The 16732-nt window shown below is 70.3% G+C and carries 14 protein-coding genes; 3 read left to right on the forward strand and 11 right to left on the reverse strand.

Going from position 1 to position 16732, the window contains the following annotated elements:
• Positions 1 to 3: 3 nt before the first annotated feature.
• Both C1I95_RS03805 and C1I95_RS03810 read right to left on the reverse strand, forming a co-directional pair.
• Positions 4 to 915, reverse strand: coding sequence for a rhomboid family intramembrane serine protease (locus tag C1I95_RS03805; protein ID WP_111212356.1), 912 nt, complete (start codon positions 913 to 915; stop codon positions 4 to 6).
• Between the two features lie 139 nt (positions 916 to 1054).
• Positions 1055 to 1585, reverse strand: coding sequence for a peptidylprolyl isomerase (locus tag C1I95_RS03810; protein WP_111212357.1), 531 nt, complete (start codon positions 1583 to 1585; stop codon positions 1055 to 1057).
• Positions 1586 to 1644: 59 nt separating this feature from the next.
• Here C1I95_RS03810 and C1I95_RS03815 point away from each other — a divergent pair, with 59 nt between their 5' ends.
• The gene (locus C1I95_RS03815) at positions 1645 to 2433 is read left to right on the forward strand and encodes a hypothetical protein (protein ID WP_111212384.1); all 789 of its coding nucleotides are present in this window, start codon (positions 1645 to 1647) and stop codon (positions 2431 to 2433) included.
• Positions 2434 to 2548: 115 nt separating this feature from the next.
• On the opposite strand, the gene C1I95_RS03820 is transcribed toward C1I95_RS03815, so the two are convergent.
• The gene (locus C1I95_RS03820; protein ID WP_111212358.1) at positions 2549 to 4009 is read right to left on the reverse strand and encodes a menaquinone biosynthesis decarboxylase; all 1461 of its coding nucleotides are present in this window, start codon (positions 4007 to 4009) and stop codon (positions 2549 to 2551) included.
• A 150-nt stretch (positions 4010 to 4159) separates the two neighbouring features.
• Here C1I95_RS03820 and C1I95_RS03825 point away from each other — a divergent pair, with 150 nt between their 5' ends.
• Positions 4160 to 5032 (forward strand): alpha/beta fold hydrolase, encoded by an 873-nt coding sequence (locus C1I95_RS03825; RefSeq protein ID WP_111212359.1) that lies wholly within the window; start codon positions 4160 to 4162, stop codon positions 5030 to 5032.
• Positions 5033 to 5198: 166 nt separating this feature from the next.
• On the opposite strand, the gene ccsB is transcribed toward C1I95_RS03825, so the two are convergent.
• The 6 genes from ccsB to hemL are packed head-to-tail and all read right to left on the reverse strand — an operon-like array spanning position 5199 to position 11304.
• On the reverse strand, positions 5199 to 6194 hold the full coding sequence (ccsB, locus tag C1I95_RS03830; protein ID WP_111212360.1) for a c-type cytochrome biogenesis protein CcsB: 996 nt from the start codon (positions 6192 to 6194) through the stop codon (positions 5199 to 5201).
• Positions 6194 to 7864, reverse strand: coding sequence for a cytochrome c biogenesis protein ResB (locus C1I95_RS03835; protein ID WP_111212361.1), 1671 nt, complete (start codon positions 7862 to 7864; stop codon positions 6194 to 6196). The genes ccsB and C1I95_RS03835 overlap by 1 nt, the downstream gene beginning before the upstream one ends.
• Positions 7864 to 8742, reverse strand: a complete 879-nt coding sequence (locus C1I95_RS03840) for a cytochrome c biogenesis CcdA family protein (RefSeq protein WP_111212362.1) — start codon at positions 8740 to 8742, stop codon at positions 7864 to 7866. The genes C1I95_RS03835 and C1I95_RS03840 overlap by 1 nt, the downstream gene beginning before the upstream one ends.
• The gene (locus C1I95_RS03845) at positions 8742 to 9317 is read right to left on the reverse strand and encodes a TlpA family protein disulfide reductase (RefSeq protein WP_111212363.1); all 576 of its coding nucleotides are present in this window, start codon (positions 9315 to 9317) and stop codon (positions 8742 to 8744) included. The genes C1I95_RS03840 and C1I95_RS03845 overlap by 1 nt, the downstream gene beginning before the upstream one ends.
• Positions 9317 to 9964 carry a histidine phosphatase family protein gene (locus C1I95_RS03850; protein WP_111212364.1) on the reverse strand — a complete coding sequence of 216 codons (648 nt, stop codon included), beginning with the start codon at positions 9962 to 9964 and terminating at the stop codon, positions 9317 to 9319. Before C1I95_RS03850 ends, C1I95_RS03845 begins: the two co-directional genes overlap by 1 nt.
• A 2-nt stretch (positions 9965 to 9966) precedes the next feature.
• Positions 9967 to 11304, reverse strand: coding sequence for a glutamate-1-semialdehyde 2,1-aminomutase (gene hemL / locus C1I95_RS03855; protein ID WP_111212365.1), 1338 nt, complete (start codon positions 11302 to 11304; stop codon positions 9967 to 9969).
• A gap of 139 nt (positions 11305 to 11443) precedes the next feature.
• On the opposite strand from hemL, the gene C1I95_RS03860 reads away from it, so the two are divergent.
• Complete coding sequence (locus C1I95_RS03860) at positions 11444 to 11779, forward strand: STAS domain-containing protein (RefSeq protein WP_111212366.1); 336 nt, start codon at positions 11444 to 11446, stop codon at positions 11777 to 11779.
• Positions 11780 to 11796: 17 nt separating this feature from the next.
• On the opposite strand, the gene C1I95_RS03865 is transcribed toward C1I95_RS03860, so the two are convergent.
• Both C1I95_RS03865 and C1I95_RS03870 read right to left on the reverse strand, forming a co-directional pair.
• Positions 11797 to 12351 (reverse strand): response regulator, encoded by a 555-nt coding sequence (locus tag C1I95_RS03865; protein ID WP_111212367.1) that lies wholly within the window; start codon positions 12349 to 12351, stop codon positions 11797 to 11799.
• The gene (locus C1I95_RS03870; protein ID WP_111212385.1) at positions 12348 to 16718 is read right to left on the reverse strand and encodes a hybrid sensor histidine kinase/response regulator; all 4371 of its coding nucleotides are present in this window, start codon (positions 16716 to 16718) and stop codon (positions 12348 to 12350) included. Before C1I95_RS03870 ends, C1I95_RS03865 begins: the two co-directional genes overlap by 4 nt.
• Between the last annotated feature and the right edge of the window lie 14 nt (positions 16719 to 16732).

Raw genomic sequence — 16732 nt, forward strand, 5'->3', positions numbered from 1 at the left:
TCCTCAGCCGAGCAGCGCGGCGGTGCGGACCAGGACCAGCCCGAGCAGCGCGACCATGATGAGCGCGCCACCGCCGGCCTGCACCAGCGTCCGGCGCGACTTCGGGGCGTAGGCCAGCACCAGGGCCATGAGCGCGCCGAAGACCAGGCCGCCCAGGTGACCGGCGATCGAGATGTTCGGCACGGTGAACGTGAAGATCAGGTTGATCACCAGGATGGGCAGGATGGCCGAGGTGTCCCGGCCCAGCCGCCGCATGATCACGAACATCGCCGCGAAGAGGCCGAAGACGGCGGTGGAGGCACCGGCCGACATCTGGTTGGGAGCGCTGAACACGTACACGGCGACGTTGCCGCCGAAGCCAGCGATGAAATACAGCGCGGCGAAGCGCAGCGGCCCGAGCACCCCCTCCAGCGACCGCCCGAGCACCCAGAGCGCCCACATGTTGAGCAGCAGGTGCACCACGCCGTAGTGCAGGAACATCGCGGTGACCAGGCGGTACCACTCGCCCTCGGCGACGCCGCCGATGTGGCCGTCGGCGAACATCGCCCGGCCCAGCACGGCACCCCATTCGGTCAGCGGGGTGCCACCGCCCAACAGGCCGCCGAAGCCGGCGCCGCCGGCCGCCGCGTCCCCACCCCGGTCCGAGGTGATGGAGAGCAGCATGATCAGCAGGTTGAGGCCGATCAGCGTCTTGGTCACGTAGCCGAGCTGGCCGGCGGCACCGCCGCCAAAGGCGGTACGCGCCGGCCGCACACTACGGCGTCCGTCCGCCACGCACTCCGGGCACTGGAACCCGACCGACGCCTCACGCATGCAGTCCGGGCAGATCGACCGGTCGCATCGGGTGCATCGGACGTACGTCTCCCGGCCGGGGTGGCGGTAGCAGGCCGGGGTGGTCGGCGGGGATTCGCTCACCGCTGGCCCCAGGTGCCCGAGCGCTCAATCATGCGAGCAAAGGTACCTCGGCCCACCAATCAGGCGGACCGGGCCGCGTTCCGGTTGGTCCCGACCCGCCGTGCCCAGGCCCGGCCGGCGGACGGGACCTCGGCGCGCGTCACGCCGTGGGACGCTCGATCTCGACGCGCTCGATGACGACGTCCTGCAGCGGCCGGTCGCTCGGGCCGGTCGGGGTGTTGGCGATCGCCTCGACGACCTTCGCGGACTGCTCGTCGGCCACCTGCCCGAAGATGGTGTGCCGGTTGTTCAGGTGCGGCGTCGGCGAGACGGTGATGAAGAACTGCGAGCCGTTGGTGCCGGGCCCGGCGTTCGCCATCGCCAGCAGGTACGGCCGGTCGAAGCGCAGCTCGGGGTGGAACTCGTCGGCGAAGGTGTAACCCGGGCCGCCGCGACCGGTGCCGGTCGGGTCACCCATCTGGATCATGAAGCCGCTGATCACGCGGTGCGAGATGGTGCCGTCGTAGTACGGACCGCTGCCCGGCTTCCCGGTCCGCGGGTCGGTGTACTCGCGCGTGCCCTCGGCCAGATCGGCGAAGTTACGGACGGTCTTCGGCGCGTGGTTGGGGAAGAGCTCCAGCCGGATCGGGCCGGCGTTGGTGTGCAGAGTGGCGTAGACAGCCTCGGCCACGGGTACTCCTTACTCGTTGGTCAGTTCCATGCGGATCCTCCCATGTGCCCGATCTGGACATGCGGAGGCATCCGAAGGTGGAGGATGAGAAGGAGCAACTCCCAGGAGGTGGGACCGTGTTTGGAATCGGGCGGCGCAAGACCCAGGGGCAACTGGCCAGGGCCGAGCTGAACCGTGGCATCGGTCACCTGCGGCAGGCCGCGACGCACGCGGCAAGGGGTGCCGGCGCCACGGTCGGCCCGCGGGTGCAGGCGGCCCGTGGTGCCGTCGCGCCGACCGCCGTCATGGTCCGGGACCGGGCATCGAGCGGCCTCGTGACGACGGCCGCGGCGCTCGCGCCCCTGGCCATGGCCGTACGTAACGCGCAGGCCGAGGCGGCCGGCAGAGCCGTTGCGGGAAAGAAGGCCGCCACCGCCAAGCAGGCCGCGGTCACCAGAAAGGTCAAGGCGAAGAACATGAAGGCGAAGAGGAAGTCCCGCCGCAGCGGGACCATGATGGCCGGCCTGCTCGCCGCCGGCGCGGTGGCCGGGCTGGCCGGCGCGATGGCCCTGCGGCGCTACCGCGAGCAGCAGGTGTGGGCGGAGTACGACGCCACCACGTCGCTCGAGCCGATGCGCGACGAGGTGGAGACGATCGAGGTACGCACCGCCGGCCCGTCCGGGGCGAGCAAGGGATCGACCGCAGCGGGCAAGGCGGCGGCCAGCGGGAACGGTGCCGCCACCAAGGCGGCCGCCGCGTCCAAGATCGCCCCGACCGACCAGGTCCCGTCGGTCGCCGAAGGTGCCCGCGACACCACCGGCCGCCCCGCCGACAACCTCACCAAGGCCGTCAACAAGACCCGCCCCTGACTCCGCACCCGCCTCCGCACCCGCCGATCTTGCACTTTGCGTCGCCGCACAAGCCACAAAAGCCCCAAGACGGCGACCGAAACTGCAAGATCGCGGGCAGTGGTGTCGTCGGCCATCAGATGCCGTACTCCTTCCAGCGCTTGTCGACCAGCGAGGCCACCTCGGGGGACATGGTCATCTCCTCCGGCCAGCCCCGGGTGTAGCCCTCGCTGGGCAGCTTGCGGGTGGCGTCGATGCCCGCCTTGCCACCCCAGAACTGCTGGTAGGAGGAGTGGTCCAGGTGGTCCACCGGGCCCTCGGTGAGCAGCAGGTCCCGGGCGTAGTCGACGTTGCCGAAGGCGCGGAAGGCGACCTCGCGGTAGTCGTGCACGTCGCAGTCCTCGTCCACGATCACGATCAGCTTGGTCAGCGACATCATGTGCGCGCCCCAGATCGCGTTCATCACCTTCTGCGCGTGCTTCGGGTACCGCTTGCGGATCGACACGATCGCGCAGTTGTGGAAGACCCCGGCGGCCGGCAGGTCGTAGTCGACGATGTCCGGGATGAGGAAGCGCAGCAACGGCGCGAAGATCCGCTCGGTGGCCTTGCCGAGGCCGTGGTCCTCCTGCGGCGGCTTCGAGGTGACGATCGAGTGGTACACCGGGTCACGCTGCATGGTCATCGCCTCGACGTGCAGCACCGGGAACGGCTCGACCGGGGTGTAGAAGCCGGTGTGGTCGCCGAACGGCCCCTCCGGCAGCCGCTCGCCCGGCTCCAGGTAGCCCTCCAGCACCACCTGGGCGTGTGCCGGCACCTGGAGCGGCACGGTCAGACAGTCGACCATCTCGACCCGCTCGCCACGCAGGAACCCGGCGAACAGGTATTCGTCGATGTCAGCGGGGAGCGGCGCGCTCGACGCGTAGCTGACCACCGGGTCGCAGCCGATCGCGATGGCGACCGGCAGCCGCTGGCCGAGCCGCTCGGCGACGGCGTGGTGCGCGGTGGAGTTCTTGTGGATCTGCCAGTGCATGCCGAGGGTGTTGTGGCTGTGCTGCTGGAGCCGGTACAGCCCGAGGTTCCGCTTGCCGGTCTCCGGGTGCTTGGTGTGGGTCAGCCCGAAGTTGTGGAAGATCCCGCCGTCGCCCGGCCACACCTGGAGTCCGGGCAGCCGGTTCAGGTCGACATCGCCGCCCCGGTAGACCACCTGCTGACAGGGGGCGGTCTTGACCTTCTTCGGCGGCATCGACTTGAGCTGCATCACCTTGCCGATGCCGCCCATCATGCCGGAGAAGCCCATCGGCAGCTCCGGCTTGAGCAGCTCGCCGATCCGGTTGCCGATCTCGTCCAGCGACTCGACGCCGAGCGCCATCGCGGTGCGCTTCTCGGTGCCGAACAGGTTGATCGCCACCGGCATCTCGCCCCGGGTGGGCCGCTCGAAGAGCAGCGCCGGCCCGTCGGCCCGGACCGTCCGGGTGACGACCTCGCTGATCTCCAGCGTCGGGTCGACCGGCACGCCGATGCGGTGCAGTTCGCCCTCGCGCTCCAGCGCCGCGAGGAAGTCCTTCAGATCGGTGTACGGGAACCCACGAGCCGCCATGTCAGCAAGTCTCCCCCACCCCCCGCCAGGTGAAAGGAGGGGCCCCTTCTTAACGCCTCCGGTAGAGCAGGGGCCCCTTGTTAACACTCAGCGGCATGGACGGGAGCCGGCCGGGTAGTCGAGCGGCCCGACGAGAGCGGAGGGCCGACCATGGGTGGCGGACGGGTTCCGGCAGGGTTCGCCGAGCAGCGGACACAGGTCGGCGACGTCGCCGTCAACTACGTCCGGGGCGGCAACGGCCCCACGCTGGTGCTGCTGCACGGCTATCCGCAGTCCTGGTACATGTGGCGCCACGTGCTGCCGGAGCTGGGGCAGTCGTACGAGGTGATCGCGCCGGACCTGCGGGGCTTCGGCGACAGCGACGCCCCGTCCGGCGGCTACGACAAGAAGACCCTCGCCGGTGACGTGCACGGGCTGCTCACCAGCCTGGGCCTGGACCGCGACCTGCGGCTGGTCGGCCACGACATCGGCACCATGGTCGCGTACGCGTACGCCGCGGCCCACCCGGACCGGATCAGCCGGCTGGTACTCAGCGAGGCGCCGATCCCCGATGAGAGCATCTACACCTTCCCGGCGCTGACGGCCGCCGGCCCGGCGGTGTGGAACTTCGGCTTCTTCAGCCTGACCAACGGACTGCCGGAGCAGCTCGTCGCCGGCCGAGAGGCGCTCTGGGTCGACCGGTTCACCGACTCGCTGATGATCCGCAAGGGCAGCCTGGACGCGACGGACATCGAGGAGTATGCCCGGCACCTGCGTGACGAGGCCCACCTGCGGGCAAGCTTCGAATGCTTCCGCGCGTTCGGGCAGGACGTCGCCGACAACGCCGGGTACCGGAAGTCGAAGCTGCCCATGCCGGTGCTCGCCATCGGCGCGCAGGCGAGCCTCGGCGGCCAGGTGGCCGAGCAGGTCCGCCGGTACGCCGACACGGTGACCGGCCAGGTCGTCGAGGACAGCGGCCACTGGCTCTTCGAGGAACAGCCCGCCGAACTCACCGCCCTGCTGCTGCCCTTCCTCCAAGCCTGACGGGCTGCCCGGTCAGATCGCGTCAACGGAGACGGCGAGCTGGCCGACGTGCCGGAGGTCGCCTACCAGGTCACCTTGCGGGTCGACGAAACCCTGAGCCGCCGCCCCGGTTGACCGGGAAGCAGTGCATCCGGCCCGGCCAGGCCCGGGTTCCTGCGTCACGTCCTCACAGACCGCCGTACGAGTGCAGGCCCTCGAAGAAGATGTTCACGCCGAACAGGTTCATCAGCACGGTCAGGAAGCCGAGGATGGCCAGCCAGGCGGTGACGTTCCGCTTCACGCTCGGTGTCGCCCGGGCGTGCAGGTAACCGGCGTACACCACCCAGGAGATGAACGCCCAGGTCTCCTTCGGGTCCCAGCCCCACGGCCGGCCCCAGGCCGCCTCGGCCCAGATCGCCCCGGCGATCACCGCGAAGGTGAAGACCGGGAACGAGAAGGCGTGCAGCACGAAGGTGAGTCGCTCCAGGCCGGCCGCCGCCGGCAGCCGCTTCGCCAAGGTGTACGGGAAGCTGCGCTTGCCCTGCTCGTAGCCGGCCCGCATCAGGTACGCCATCGCGGGCACCACGCCGAGCAGGAACAGCCCGGAGGCGAAGACGATGGTCGACACGTGCACGATGAACCAGTACGAGTTGAGCGCCGGCACCAGCGGCACGATCGGCGTGTAGAGCACCAGCTCGGCGGTGGCCAGGAGCAGCGCCATGACCAGGTTCAGGAACAGCCCGAGGCGGCGCAGCGACGGCATCTTCACCAGCACCACCAGCCAGGCGGCGGCACCGATGAACGAGACCGTGAGCACGAACTCGTACATGTTGCCCCACGGCATCCGGTCGGCGGCGAGGCCACGGGTGACCAGCCCGACCAGGTGCAACGCGGCGCCCAGGGCGGTCATCACCACGGCGATCCGGCCGGCCAGCTCGGCACGCCGCGCGGTCCGCTCGGCCCCGGTCTGGGCGGCGGTGACGGCGGCGCTTCCCGCTCCGCCGACGGAGCCGGTCACGCCCGTGGCGCCGCCGCCGACCGCCGCGCCGACCAGTTCGCGGGCGGGTGCCGCGACGACCTTGGCGCGTGCGTTGCCGAGCGCGTACTCGACCGCGTGGCTGATCATCGCCAGCAGGTACACCATGGTGGCGATCGACACCACCTGGTCGGAGAGTGCGGACATCACTCGGCTCCTTCTCGCGCCCCGGCGCCAGCCTCGACTCCGGAGCCGGCGCCGGCTTCACCGCCCCGCTCGTCGCCGCGAATCGCGGACACCAGCTGGGCGAACTCGGCGGCGAACCCGGGATGCTCGGTACGCGGCAGGCCAGCCACCTCGACCAAACTACTACCGCCCGTCGGAGATCCACCGTCGGGGTACCCGGAACCGTCGGCCGAGCCAGCGGGCAGCACCCGGACGAAGATCCGCCGACGCCGGACGAACAGCGAGCCCATCAGCCCGAGCACCAGTCCGACGGAGCTGACCAGCAGCAGCATCGTGCCCGGGTCGTGCCGCACGGACAGCACTATGTACCGTCCCGTGCCCACGAACTCGACCGTGGTGCCGTCGTCCAGCGTCCAGCTCTCGCCCATCCGCAGCTGCTTCTGGCCGATCTCGGTAAGCCGGCCGTTGCGTACCTGACGCTGGTCGAGCTGGTAGACCGAGCCGGGGATGCCGGCGTCCAGGCCCAGGTTGCCCCGATAGGCGATCAGGTCGAGCAGCGGGTTCTGCTCGGTCGGATACTCGGACCGGGTGAACGGGGGCTGCTGCGGCGCGGTCGGCAGGTACAGGCCGGAGAAGGCCACCTGGAGGTTCGGGTCCCGCTCACCGGTGTCCGGGTTGACGTTGGCGTCCGGGAAGGCGGCCAGCCCCTCGCTGGTCAACCCGATGTCGCCGGTGGTGAGGAACGGGAGGTTACTGGTCTGGGTGTTCCCGAACCGGTCGGTGTAGCGGATCAGCGGGACATAGCCGTGCCCGAGCAGGTAGACGTTCGCACCGTCGAGGCGCAGCGGCGAGTTGACCGAGAACTCCGCCGGACGCGGCGCGCCGCCGTACTCGTCGACGGTGACCTTCGCGTTGAAGTACGAGGGCTGGCCGCTCGGCAGGAACCGGGCGTCGAACTCGTCCAGCTGCATGCAGAAGCGGGGCAGGTCGTCGCCGACCCGCGGGCCGAGTTTCGCCTCGGCGTACTGCTGACGGGTGTTGCAGAAGACGCCGTCCGGGCCGGCGACGAGCAGCCGGTTGCCGTGCCACCCGTACCAGGAGCCGAGCGCCACGCCGACCAGCACCACCACCATCGAGGTGTGGAAGATCAGGTTGCCGGTCTCCTTGAGGTAGCCCTTCTCGGCGGAGACCTCGTCGCCGCGGACCACCACCCGCCACCGCCGGCGCCGCAGCGTCTCGGCGACCGCCGCCGCACCCCCGGCCGGGGCGGGCAGCACCTCGTGCTGCGGCAGCCGCTCCAGCCGCTTCGGTACGGCCGGCGGCGCTGCCCGCAGCGCCCGGACGTGGTCGCGTAGCCGGGGCGTGATGCACCCGATCAGCGAGGTGAAGAGCAGCAGGTAGATCGCGGAGAACCAGACCGAGCCGAACGCCTCGAACGCGCCCACCCGGTCGAGCATCGGGGCCAGCTCGGGGTACGCGGTGTAGAAGTCGCGTACGTCCTCCGGGTTGACGCCGCGCTGCGGCAGCACCGAGCCGGGGATCGCGGCGACCGCGAGCAGGAAGAGCAACACCAGCGCGGTACGCATGCTGGTCAGCTGCCGCCACGAGTTGCGCAGCAGGGCGAGCACCGGGTTGGGGCGGCGCCGGGGTGCCTCGGCCGGCGCGGCCGGCCGGTCGTCCACGGCGGTCATCAGATGCTCACCTGGAAATCGCCCACCCCGATAGTGGTCTGCAGCCAGATCACCACGTTGGTCCACCCGCCGGTGACCAGCGCCAGGCCGATCAGGATCAGCAGGACACCGCCGATCCGGGTGATCCACCGGCTGTTGCGCCGTACCGCGCGGAAGACCCCGAGCAGACGGTTGAAGCCCAGCCCGAAGACGATGAACGGGATGCCCAGCCCGAGGCAGTACGCCACGGCCAGCACCACCGCCCGGTCGGTCTGCCCGCTGGTGGTGGCCATGCCGAGCACCGCGGCCAGGGTCGGCCCGGTGCAGGGCACCCAGCTCAGCGCGAACACCGCGCCGAGCACCGGCGCGCCGAGCAGGCCGGCGGCGGGCAGCCGGTTGATCCGGAACTCGCGCTGGAAGCCGGGCAGCACCCCGATGTAGCCCAACCCGAGTACGACGATGAGCCCGCCGATGACGATCTCCAGCGTCCGCTCGTAGTCGAAGAAGACCCGGCCGATGCTGCTGAACAGGACCGCGGTGGCGGTGAACACCACGGTGAAACCGGCGATGAAGAGCAGCGTCCCGGCGAGCACCCGCCCCTTGACGGCCGGGCTGACCGTCGGCCGTTCCTCCCGCACCGCCGTCCCGACGCCGGCTCCCGCGCCGCCCGTGGTGTTAACAGGGGGCCCTTCCTCTACCGGAGGCGTTAAGAGGGGGCCCTTCCTTTCACTACGGCCTTCGAGGTCGGTGCCGGCGAGGCCGGTGACGTAGGAGAGGTAGCCGGGCATCAGCGGGAGTACGCACGGGGACAGGAAGCTGACCAGCCCGGCCAGGGCTGCCGCGCCCACCGCCAACAGCAGCGGGCCGGACTGGGCAAGCTCGCGGAACGTCTCGCCCATCAGCGTTGGCCGGCCGGCGCGGGCGACTCCGCGGCGATCCGCTCCACGATCGGTTGCAGGCCGTCCTGCGTGACCGCCGCCCGGATCACGGTGGCGATCCGCCCCTCCCGGTCGAGGATGACGGTGGCCGGGATGGTGTTCGGCGAGATGTCCAGGTTCAGGGCCAGCCGGCTACCCGGGTCGAAGATGCTCGGGTAGCTGACCCGGCCCTCCTCGAAGGCGATGGCCTTGTCCCGGCTGTCCTGCACGTTGATGCCGAGGAAGGTCACCCGGGAGAGCTTGGTCGCCTGGTAGGTGGCCTCCAGGTCGTCGGCCTCGGCCCGACACGGCGCGCACCAGGAACCCCAGAAGTTGACCACGACGACCTGGCCGCGCTGGTCCGCCACGTCGTAGGACCCGCCCTTGAGCAGCTCACCGGCGATATCGGGGGCGCCGGTCCGTTGGTCCGGGCGGCATTGCACGATGCCGTCGACGTTGTCGCACTGCGGCTTCCCGCCGTCGCCGAAGCAGCCGGTCAGCAGCACCATGGCGGTCACGGCGGCGAACAGGCCGGCGGCCAACCTCCGGGCAGCCATCAGGCCCCCTTGGCCGTCCGCGCAGTCGGCGAGATCGCCACCAGGTGTGCGGCAGGTTCGGAGTAGCCGATGCCGACGACCTTGGCGCCGTCGAAGTGGAACGTGGTCAGCGAGGCCAGCGCGCACTGCCGGCGGCGCGGGTCGTGCCAGAGCCGCTTGCGCTCGACGTGCCGGCGCAGCGTCCAGATCGGCAGCTGGTGCGAGACCAGGACGGCCTCGCGTCCCTCGGCGGCGACCCGGGCGGCGTGCAGCGCGGCGAACATCCGCTCGGCGATCGCCTGGTACGCCTCGCCCCACGACGGGGTCACCGGGTCGCGCAGTACCCACCAGTTGCGCGGGTCGCGGAAGGAACCGTCGCCGGGCGAGACCCGCTTGCCCTCGAACCAGTTGGCGCTCTCGATCAGCCGCTCGTCCACCCCGACGGGCAGCCCGAACTGCGCGGAAATCGGTTCGGCGGTCTGCTGGGCCCGTTCCAGCGGGCTGGCCACCACGTGCACGACCTCGCGTTCGGCGAGCCCCTGCGCGGCGGCCTTGGCCATCTGGACACCCAGCTCGCTGAGGCGGAACCCGGGCAGCCGGCCGTAGAGGATGCCGTCCGGGTTGTGCACCTCGCCGTGCCGAAGCACGTGGACCACCGTCTTACTCACCGCTACCCCCCAGTTACCGCCGCTGCCGCCGCATTGGCCGCCGCCGGCAGGGCAGCGGCGATCTGTTCCAGGGCGGCGTCGTCGATCGCCGCCGAGACGAACCAGGACTCGAACGCGCTCGGCGGCAGGTAGACCCCGGCGGCGAGCATCGCGTGGAAGAACGCCTTGAACGCGGGCACCTGCTGGGTGCGGGCGCTGTCGTAGTCGACCACGTCGGCGTCGGTGAAGAAGATCGAGAACATGCTGCCCGCGTACGACAGCCGGTGCGGGACACCGGCGGCGGCCAGCGCGTCGGCGGCGAGCTTGCCCACGACGGCGGCGGTGTCGTCCAGCCGGCGGTAGAGCGCGTCGTCGGCCAGCCGCAGGGTGGTCAGGCCGGCCGCGCAGGCGAGCGGGTTTCCGGAGAGGGTGCCGGCCTGGTAGACCGGGCCGGCAGGGGCCAGCCGCGACATGATCTCCGCGCGCCCGCCGAACGCCGCGGCGGGCAGCCCACCACCCATGACCTTGCCGTACGTCCACAGGTCCGCGTCGACCGGGTCGAGGCCGTGCCAGCCGGAGCGGGAGACCCGGAACCCGGTCATCACCTCGTCGATGACGAGCAGCGCGCCGTACGCGTGCGCGATCCGCGCCAGTTGGTCGTTGAAGCCGTCGCGGGGGGCGACCACGCCCATGTTGCCCGGGGCCGCCTCGGTGATCACCGCGGCGATGTCCGGTCCCTGGGCGGCGAACGCCTCCTCGACCGCGGCGATGTCGTTGTACGGCAGCACGATGGTCTCGCTGGCCGCCGCGCCTGTCACCCCCGGCGAGTCGGGCAGGCCGAGGGTGGCCACGCCGGAACCCGCGGCGGCGAGCAGCGCGTCGACGTGTCCGTGGTAGCAACCGGCGAACTTGATGATCTTCGAACGGCCGGTGTGACCACGGGCCAGCCGGATCGCCGACATGGTCGCCTCGGTGCCCGAGTTGACGAGGCGGACCTGCTCGACCGGGGTGCGCTCGACGATCTCGGCGGCCAGGTCGACCTCGCCCGGGGTGGGCGTACCGAAGCTGGTGCCCAGCGCGGCGGCGGCCTGCACGGCCGCCACCACCTCGGGGTGGGCGTGGCCGAGGATCAGCGGGCCCCAGGAGCAGACCAGGTCGACGTAGCGCCGGCCGTCGGCGTCGTACAGCCAGGGTCCGTCACCGCGGACCATGAAGCGTGGTGTGCCGCCGACCGCCTGGAAGGCGCGCACCGGGGAGTTCACCCCGCCCGGCACGATGGCGCGAGCGCGGTCGAACAGGGCCGCTGAGGCCGGCGCGTCGACCGGGTAGCGGTCGGATCCGGCGGGAAACACCTCGGTCACGATGCCGCCATTGTGTCAGCGCCGGAAGGCGGATCGTCAGGCACCCCGGATCAGGGTTACCCGGCTCACCTGCGGCAGCTGCCCCCGGGGTGACTCGCCTCGACAGGCCGGGTGCCCGAGATCGCGATAGGCTGACCGGGTGGATCGTGCCGAACTGTCCATCACCGTTCATCGGACTGGCGACGAAGCGACGCTGCGCCTCGCCGGTGAGATCGACATGCTCACGGCCGCCCAGCTGTCGACCGTCGTGAATGAGGTGCTGGCCGAGCCGCCGCCGCGGATCGTGCTCGACCTCGGCGGCGTCACCTTCTGCGACTCGCAGGGGTTGGGGACGCTGGTGGTCCTCAGCCGCAAGGCCAGCCACGCGCAGAGCCTGCTCGTCCTGAGCAACGTGGGCGAGTTCCTGCTGCGCGTCCTGGACATCACCGGCCTCCGCAGCGCCCTGATGATCCGCAACGACGCCCGCACCAGCTGACCCGCCCCGCGCGCGCGTCAGCTGGTGGTGCCCCAGCGGGCCTGTTCGAGGGCGGCCACGGCGCGGGCGACGGCGTCCGGGTCATCCGAGCGGAGCAGGGTGGTGGCCTCGTCGACCGCGTCGGTCAGCAGCCGCCACTGCGCGTCACGCTCCCGCACCATCTCGGACTGCGCGGCCAACTGGCGGGTCTTGGTCCACAGCTCGACGAAGACGGACACCTTGGCCCGCAGCACCCAGGGGTCGAACGGCTTGGTGAGGTAGTCCACCGCGCCGACCGCGTAGCCCCGCAGCGCCAGCTGGGCGTCCCGGTCGGCGGCGGTCAGGAAGATGATCGGTACGTGCCGGGTACGCTCCCGCCGCTTGATGTGGCTGGCCGTCTCGAAGCCGTCCATGTCCGGCATCTGGGCGTCCAGCAGGATCACCGCGAAGTCGTCCACCAGCAGCTGCTTCAGCGCCGCCTCTCCGCTCTCCACCGCGACCGACTGCACCGGCAGCCCCTGAAGGATCGCCTCCAGTGCCATCAGGTTTTCCCGGCGGTCGTCAACCAGCAGCGCCTTCGCCACCTGTGTCACGAGCCCTCCTCGGTCCGGCTGCCGCTGATCCAGGACGCCATCAACTCGATGAGGTCGTCCAGGTCGACCGGCTTGGTGATGTAGTCACTGGCCCCGGCCGTGATCGCCGATTCCCGGTCACCGGGCATGGCCTTGGCGGTCAGGAACACGATCGGCAGGTCCGCGAACCGGTGGTTACGGCGGATCTGCCGGGTCGTCTCGTACCCGTCCTGGTCGGGCATCATGGCGTCCATCAGCACGATGTCGACCTCGGGATGCTCGGCCAGCAGGCGTACCCCGTCGCTGCCGTTGTCGGCGTAGAGCACGGTCATGCCGTGCAGTTCCAGCGCACTGGTCAGCGCGAAGACGTTGCGTACGTCGTCGTCGACGATCAGCACGGTGGCGCCGTCCAGCTGACGGGTCTGCGGGGCCTCCGGCGCCGGCGGCAGCAGCTCCATCGGCGGCATCAGCAGCGACGACGGCAGGCCGGCCCGCTGCGGCGACGGCGGCGACGGTGCCACCACCGCGTCCGGCGCCAGCACGTCGGGCAGGTAGAGGGTGAACGTCGAGCCCTGACCGGGGGCCGAGGTGACCGTGATCGTGCCGCCGAGCAGCCGGGCCAGATCCCGGCTGATGGACAGGCCGAGCCCGGTACCGCCGTACCGGCGGCTGGTGGTGCCGTCCGCCTGCTGGAACGCCTCGAAGATCAGCGACAGCTTGTCGTCGGAGATGCCGATGCCGGTGTCGATCACCGTGAAGGCGATCACCTGCCGGGCATTGGTCAACGCCGGCACGTCGAACACCGCGTTTTCCGGGGCCCGGGAGATGCGCAGCGTCACCGCCCCGTTGTCGGTGAACTTGACCGCGTTCGACAGCATGTTGCGCAGGATCTGCTGGAGCCGCTGGGCGTCGGTGACCACCGCCGGCGGCAGGTCCTTGCCGATCCGCACCTGGAAGTCCAGGCCCTTGTCGTCGGCCTGCGGAGCGAACGCCTGCTCGACGAAGCCGCGGATATCGGCGAACCGGACATCGGTCGGCTCGACGTCCATCCGCCCCGCCTCGATCTTGGACAGATCGAGGATGTCGTCGATCAGGCGCAGCAGGTCCGACCCGGAGCCGTGGATGGTCCGGGCGAACTCGATCTGCTTAGGGCTGAGGTTCTGTTCCGAGTTCTCCATCAGCAGCCGGGCCAGCAGCAGCAGCGAGTTCAGCGGCGTACGCAGCTCGTGGCTCATGTTCGCCAGGAACTCCGACTTGTACGCCGACGCCCGAGTGAGCTGCTGCGCCTTGTCCTCCAGGCCGAGCCGGGCCAGCTCGATCTCCCGGTTCTGTGTCTCGATGTTCGCCTTCTGCTCGGACAGCAGCTTGGCCTTGTCCTCCAGTTCGGCGTTGGTGCGCTGCAACTCCGCCGACTGCTCCTGCAACTCGTGGGCCAGCCGCTGGGACTGGGCGAGCAGTTCCTCGGTACGGCGGTTGGCCTGGATCGTGTTGACCGCGATGCCGATGGTGGCGACCAGCCGCTCCAGGAACGACAGGTGCAGCTCGGAGAACGGGGTCGCGCTGGCGAACTCGATCACGCCGAGCATTTCGCCCTCGAAGAGGACGGGCAGCACGACCAGGTCGGCCGGGGGTGTGTCGGCCAGCCCGGACCGCAGGGTGATCCGGGCGTCCGGCACGGCACCGACCCGGATGGTGCGCCGGGAGAGCGCGGCCTGCCCGACCAGCCCCTCGCCGGGCCCGAAGGTGACGTCATGCCCCCGGGACACGTAGCCGTACGAGGCGGTCAGCCGCAGCCGCATCACCCCCTCGGAGTTGTCCGCCAGGAAGAACGCGCCGAGCTGCGCGTCGACCAGCGGGGTCACCTCCATCATGATCATCCGGCAGACTTCGCCGAGGTCGCGCTGACCCTGCAGCAGACCGCCTATCCGGGCCAGGTTGGAGTCGAGCCAGCCCTGCTCGGCGTTCTTGTGGGTGGTCTCCCGCAGGGTGACGATCATCTGGTTGATGTTGTCCTTGAGCTCGGCGACCTCGCCCTGCGCCTTCACCGCGATCCGCTGGGTGAGGTCGCCCCGGGTCACCGACGTGGAGACCCGGGCGATCGCCCGCAGCTGGGTGGTCAGGGTGGAAGCGAGCTGGTTGACGTTCTCGGTGAGATCCCGCCAGGTGCCGGAGACCCCCTTGACCTGCGCCTGACCGCCCAGCTTCCCCTCGATGCCCACCTCGCGGGCCACCCGGGTCACTTCGTCGGCGAACGACGACAGCTGGTCCACCATCGTGTTGACGGTGTTCTTCAGCTCCAGGATCTCGCCCTGCGCGTCCACCGTGATCTTCTGCGACAGGTCGCCGTTCGCCACCGCCGTGGTGACCGAGGCGATGTTCCGCACCTGCCCGGTCAGGTTCGACGCCATCGAGTTCACGTTGTCGGTCAGATCCCGCCAGGTCCCGGAGACCCCCTTGACCTGGGCCTGACCGCCCAGCTTCCCCTCGGTGCCGACCTCGCGGGCCACCCGGGTGACCTCGTCGGCGAACGACGACAGCTGGTCCACCATCGTGTTGACGGTGTTCTTCAGCTCCAGGATCTCGCCCTGCGCGTCCACCGTGATCTTCTGGCTCAGGTCACCCTTCGCCACTGCCGTCGAGACCTGGGCGATGTTCCGCACCTGGCTGGTCAGGTTCGACGCCATCGAGTTCACATTGTCGGTCAGATCCCGCCAGGTCCCGGCCACGCCACGGACCTGGGCCTGGCCGCCGAGCTTGCCCTCGGTGCCCACCTCACGGGCCACCCGGGTCACCTCGTCGGCGAACGACGACAGCTGATCCACCATCGTGTTCACCGTCGACTTCAGCTCCAGGATCTCGCCCCGGGCGTCCACCGTGATCTTCTGCGACAGGTCACCCTTGGCCACCGCCGTGGTGACCGAGGCGATGTTCCGCACCTGACTGGTCAGGTTCGACGCCATCGAGTTCACGTTGTCGGTCAGATCCCGCCAGGTCCCGGAGACCCCCTTGACCTGCGCCTGACCGCCCAGCTTGCCTTCCGTACCCACCTCACGGGCCACCCGGGTGACCTCGTCGGCGAACGACGACAGCTGGTCCACCATCGTGTTGACGGTGTTCTTCAGCTCCAGGATCTCGCCCCGGGCGTCCACCGTGATCTTCTGGCTCAGGTCACCCTTGGCGACCGCCGTCGAGACCTGGGAGATGTTCCGCACCTGGCTGGTCAGGTTCCCGGCGAGCTGGTTCACGTTCTCGGTGAGATCACGCCAGGTGCCGGAGACACCGCGTACCTGGGCCTGGCCGCCGAGCTTGCCCTCGGTGCCCACCTCACGGGCCACCCGGGTGACCTCGTCGGCGAACGACGACAGCTGATCCACCATCGTGTTGACGGTGTCCTTGAGTTCCAGGATCTCGCCCTGCGCGGCCACCGTGATCTTCTGCGAGAGGTCACCCCGGGCGACCGCGGTGGAGACCTGCGCGATGTTCCGCACCTGCGCGGTGAGGTTCGACGCCATCGAGTTGACGCTGTCGGTCAGGTCCTTCCAGGTGCCGGCGACGTTGGGCACTTCCGCCTGGCCGCCCAGCTTGCCCTCGGTGCCCACCTCACGGGCCACCCGGGTCACCTGCTCGGCGAAGAGCCGCAGGGTGTCGGTCAGCGAGTTGAAGGTGTGCGCCAGCTCGGCCACCTCACCCTTCGCCGACACGGTGATCTTCTGCGACAGGTCGCCCTTGGCCACCGCCGTCGCCACCTGTGAGATCGAGCGCACCTGGTACGTCAGGTTCGACGCCATGGTGTTCACCGAGTCGGTGAGGTCCTTCCAGGTGCCGGCGACGCCGCGTACGTCGGCCTGACCACCCAGCTCGCCCTCTGTGCCCACCTCACGGGCCACCCGGGTCACCTCGTTCGAGAACGACGAGAGCTGGTCGACCATGGTGTTGACGGTGCGGCCGATCCGCAGGTACTCGCCGCGCAGCGGGCGACCGTCGATCTCCAGCGCCATGTGCTGGGAGAGATCGCCGTCGGCGACCGCGACGATGACCCGGGCGATCTCCGTCGCGGGTCGGCCCAGGTCGTCGATCAACGAGTTGACCGCCCGCTGCCCCTCCGCCCAGGAGCCGTCCAGCCCCTCCTCGTCGAGACGCTCGGTCAGCCGGCCGTCGCGGCCCACGATCCGGCTGATCCGGCGCAGGTCCAGCTGCTGCCGCTCCTGGAGCGACACCACGTCGTTGAAGGCGTCCGCCACCTCGCCGGCCGCGCCCGAACGCCGGGCCAGCCTGACCTTGAGGTCACCGCGGCGGACCTGCCGTAGCGCCTCCGCCAGCTCGGTGAGGACCGCCTCGTGGTCGGCGGCGGGGGTGTCCGCGGTCACCGACTGCTTCGCCGTGGTCATCATTCCTCGCTCAA

This window comes from Micromonospora craterilacus (assembly GCF_003236315.1).
GTDB lineage: Bacteria > Actinomycetota > Actinomycetes > Mycobacteriales > Micromonosporaceae > Micromonospora > Micromonospora craterilacus.

Coding starts and splice junctions, on each gene's coding strand:
- C1I95_RS03870 (WP_111212385.1), bottom strand. CDS start 16,718: ATGACCACGGCGAAGCAGTCGGTGACCGCGGACACCCCCGCCGCCGAC.
- C1I95_RS03820 (WP_111212358.1), bottom strand. CDS start 4,009: ATGGCGGCTCGTGGGTTCCCGTACACCGATCTGAAGGACTTCCTCGCG.
- C1I95_RS03815 (WP_111212384.1), top strand. CDS start 1,645: ATGCGGAGGCATCCGAAGGTGGAGGATGAGAAGGAGCAACTCCCAGGA.
- C1I95_RS03825 (WP_111212359.1), top strand. CDS start 4,160: ATGGGTGGCGGACGGGTTCCGGCAGGGTTCGCCGAGCAGCGGACACAG.
- C1I95_RS03840 (WP_111212362.1), bottom strand. CDS start 8,742: ATGGGCGAGACGTTCCGCGAGCTTGCCCAGTCCGGCCCGCTGCTGTTG.
- ccsB (WP_111212360.1), bottom strand. CDS start 6,194: ATGTCCGCACTCTCCGACCAGGTGGTGTCGATCGCCACCATGGTGTAC.
- C1I95_RS03845 (WP_111212363.1), bottom strand. CDS start 9,317: ATGGCTGCCCGGAGGTTGGCCGCCGGCCTGTTCGCCGCCGTGACCGCC.
- C1I95_RS03835 (WP_111212361.1), bottom strand. CDS start 7,864: ATGACCGCCGTGGACGACCGGCCGGCCGCGCCGGCCGAGGCACCCCGG.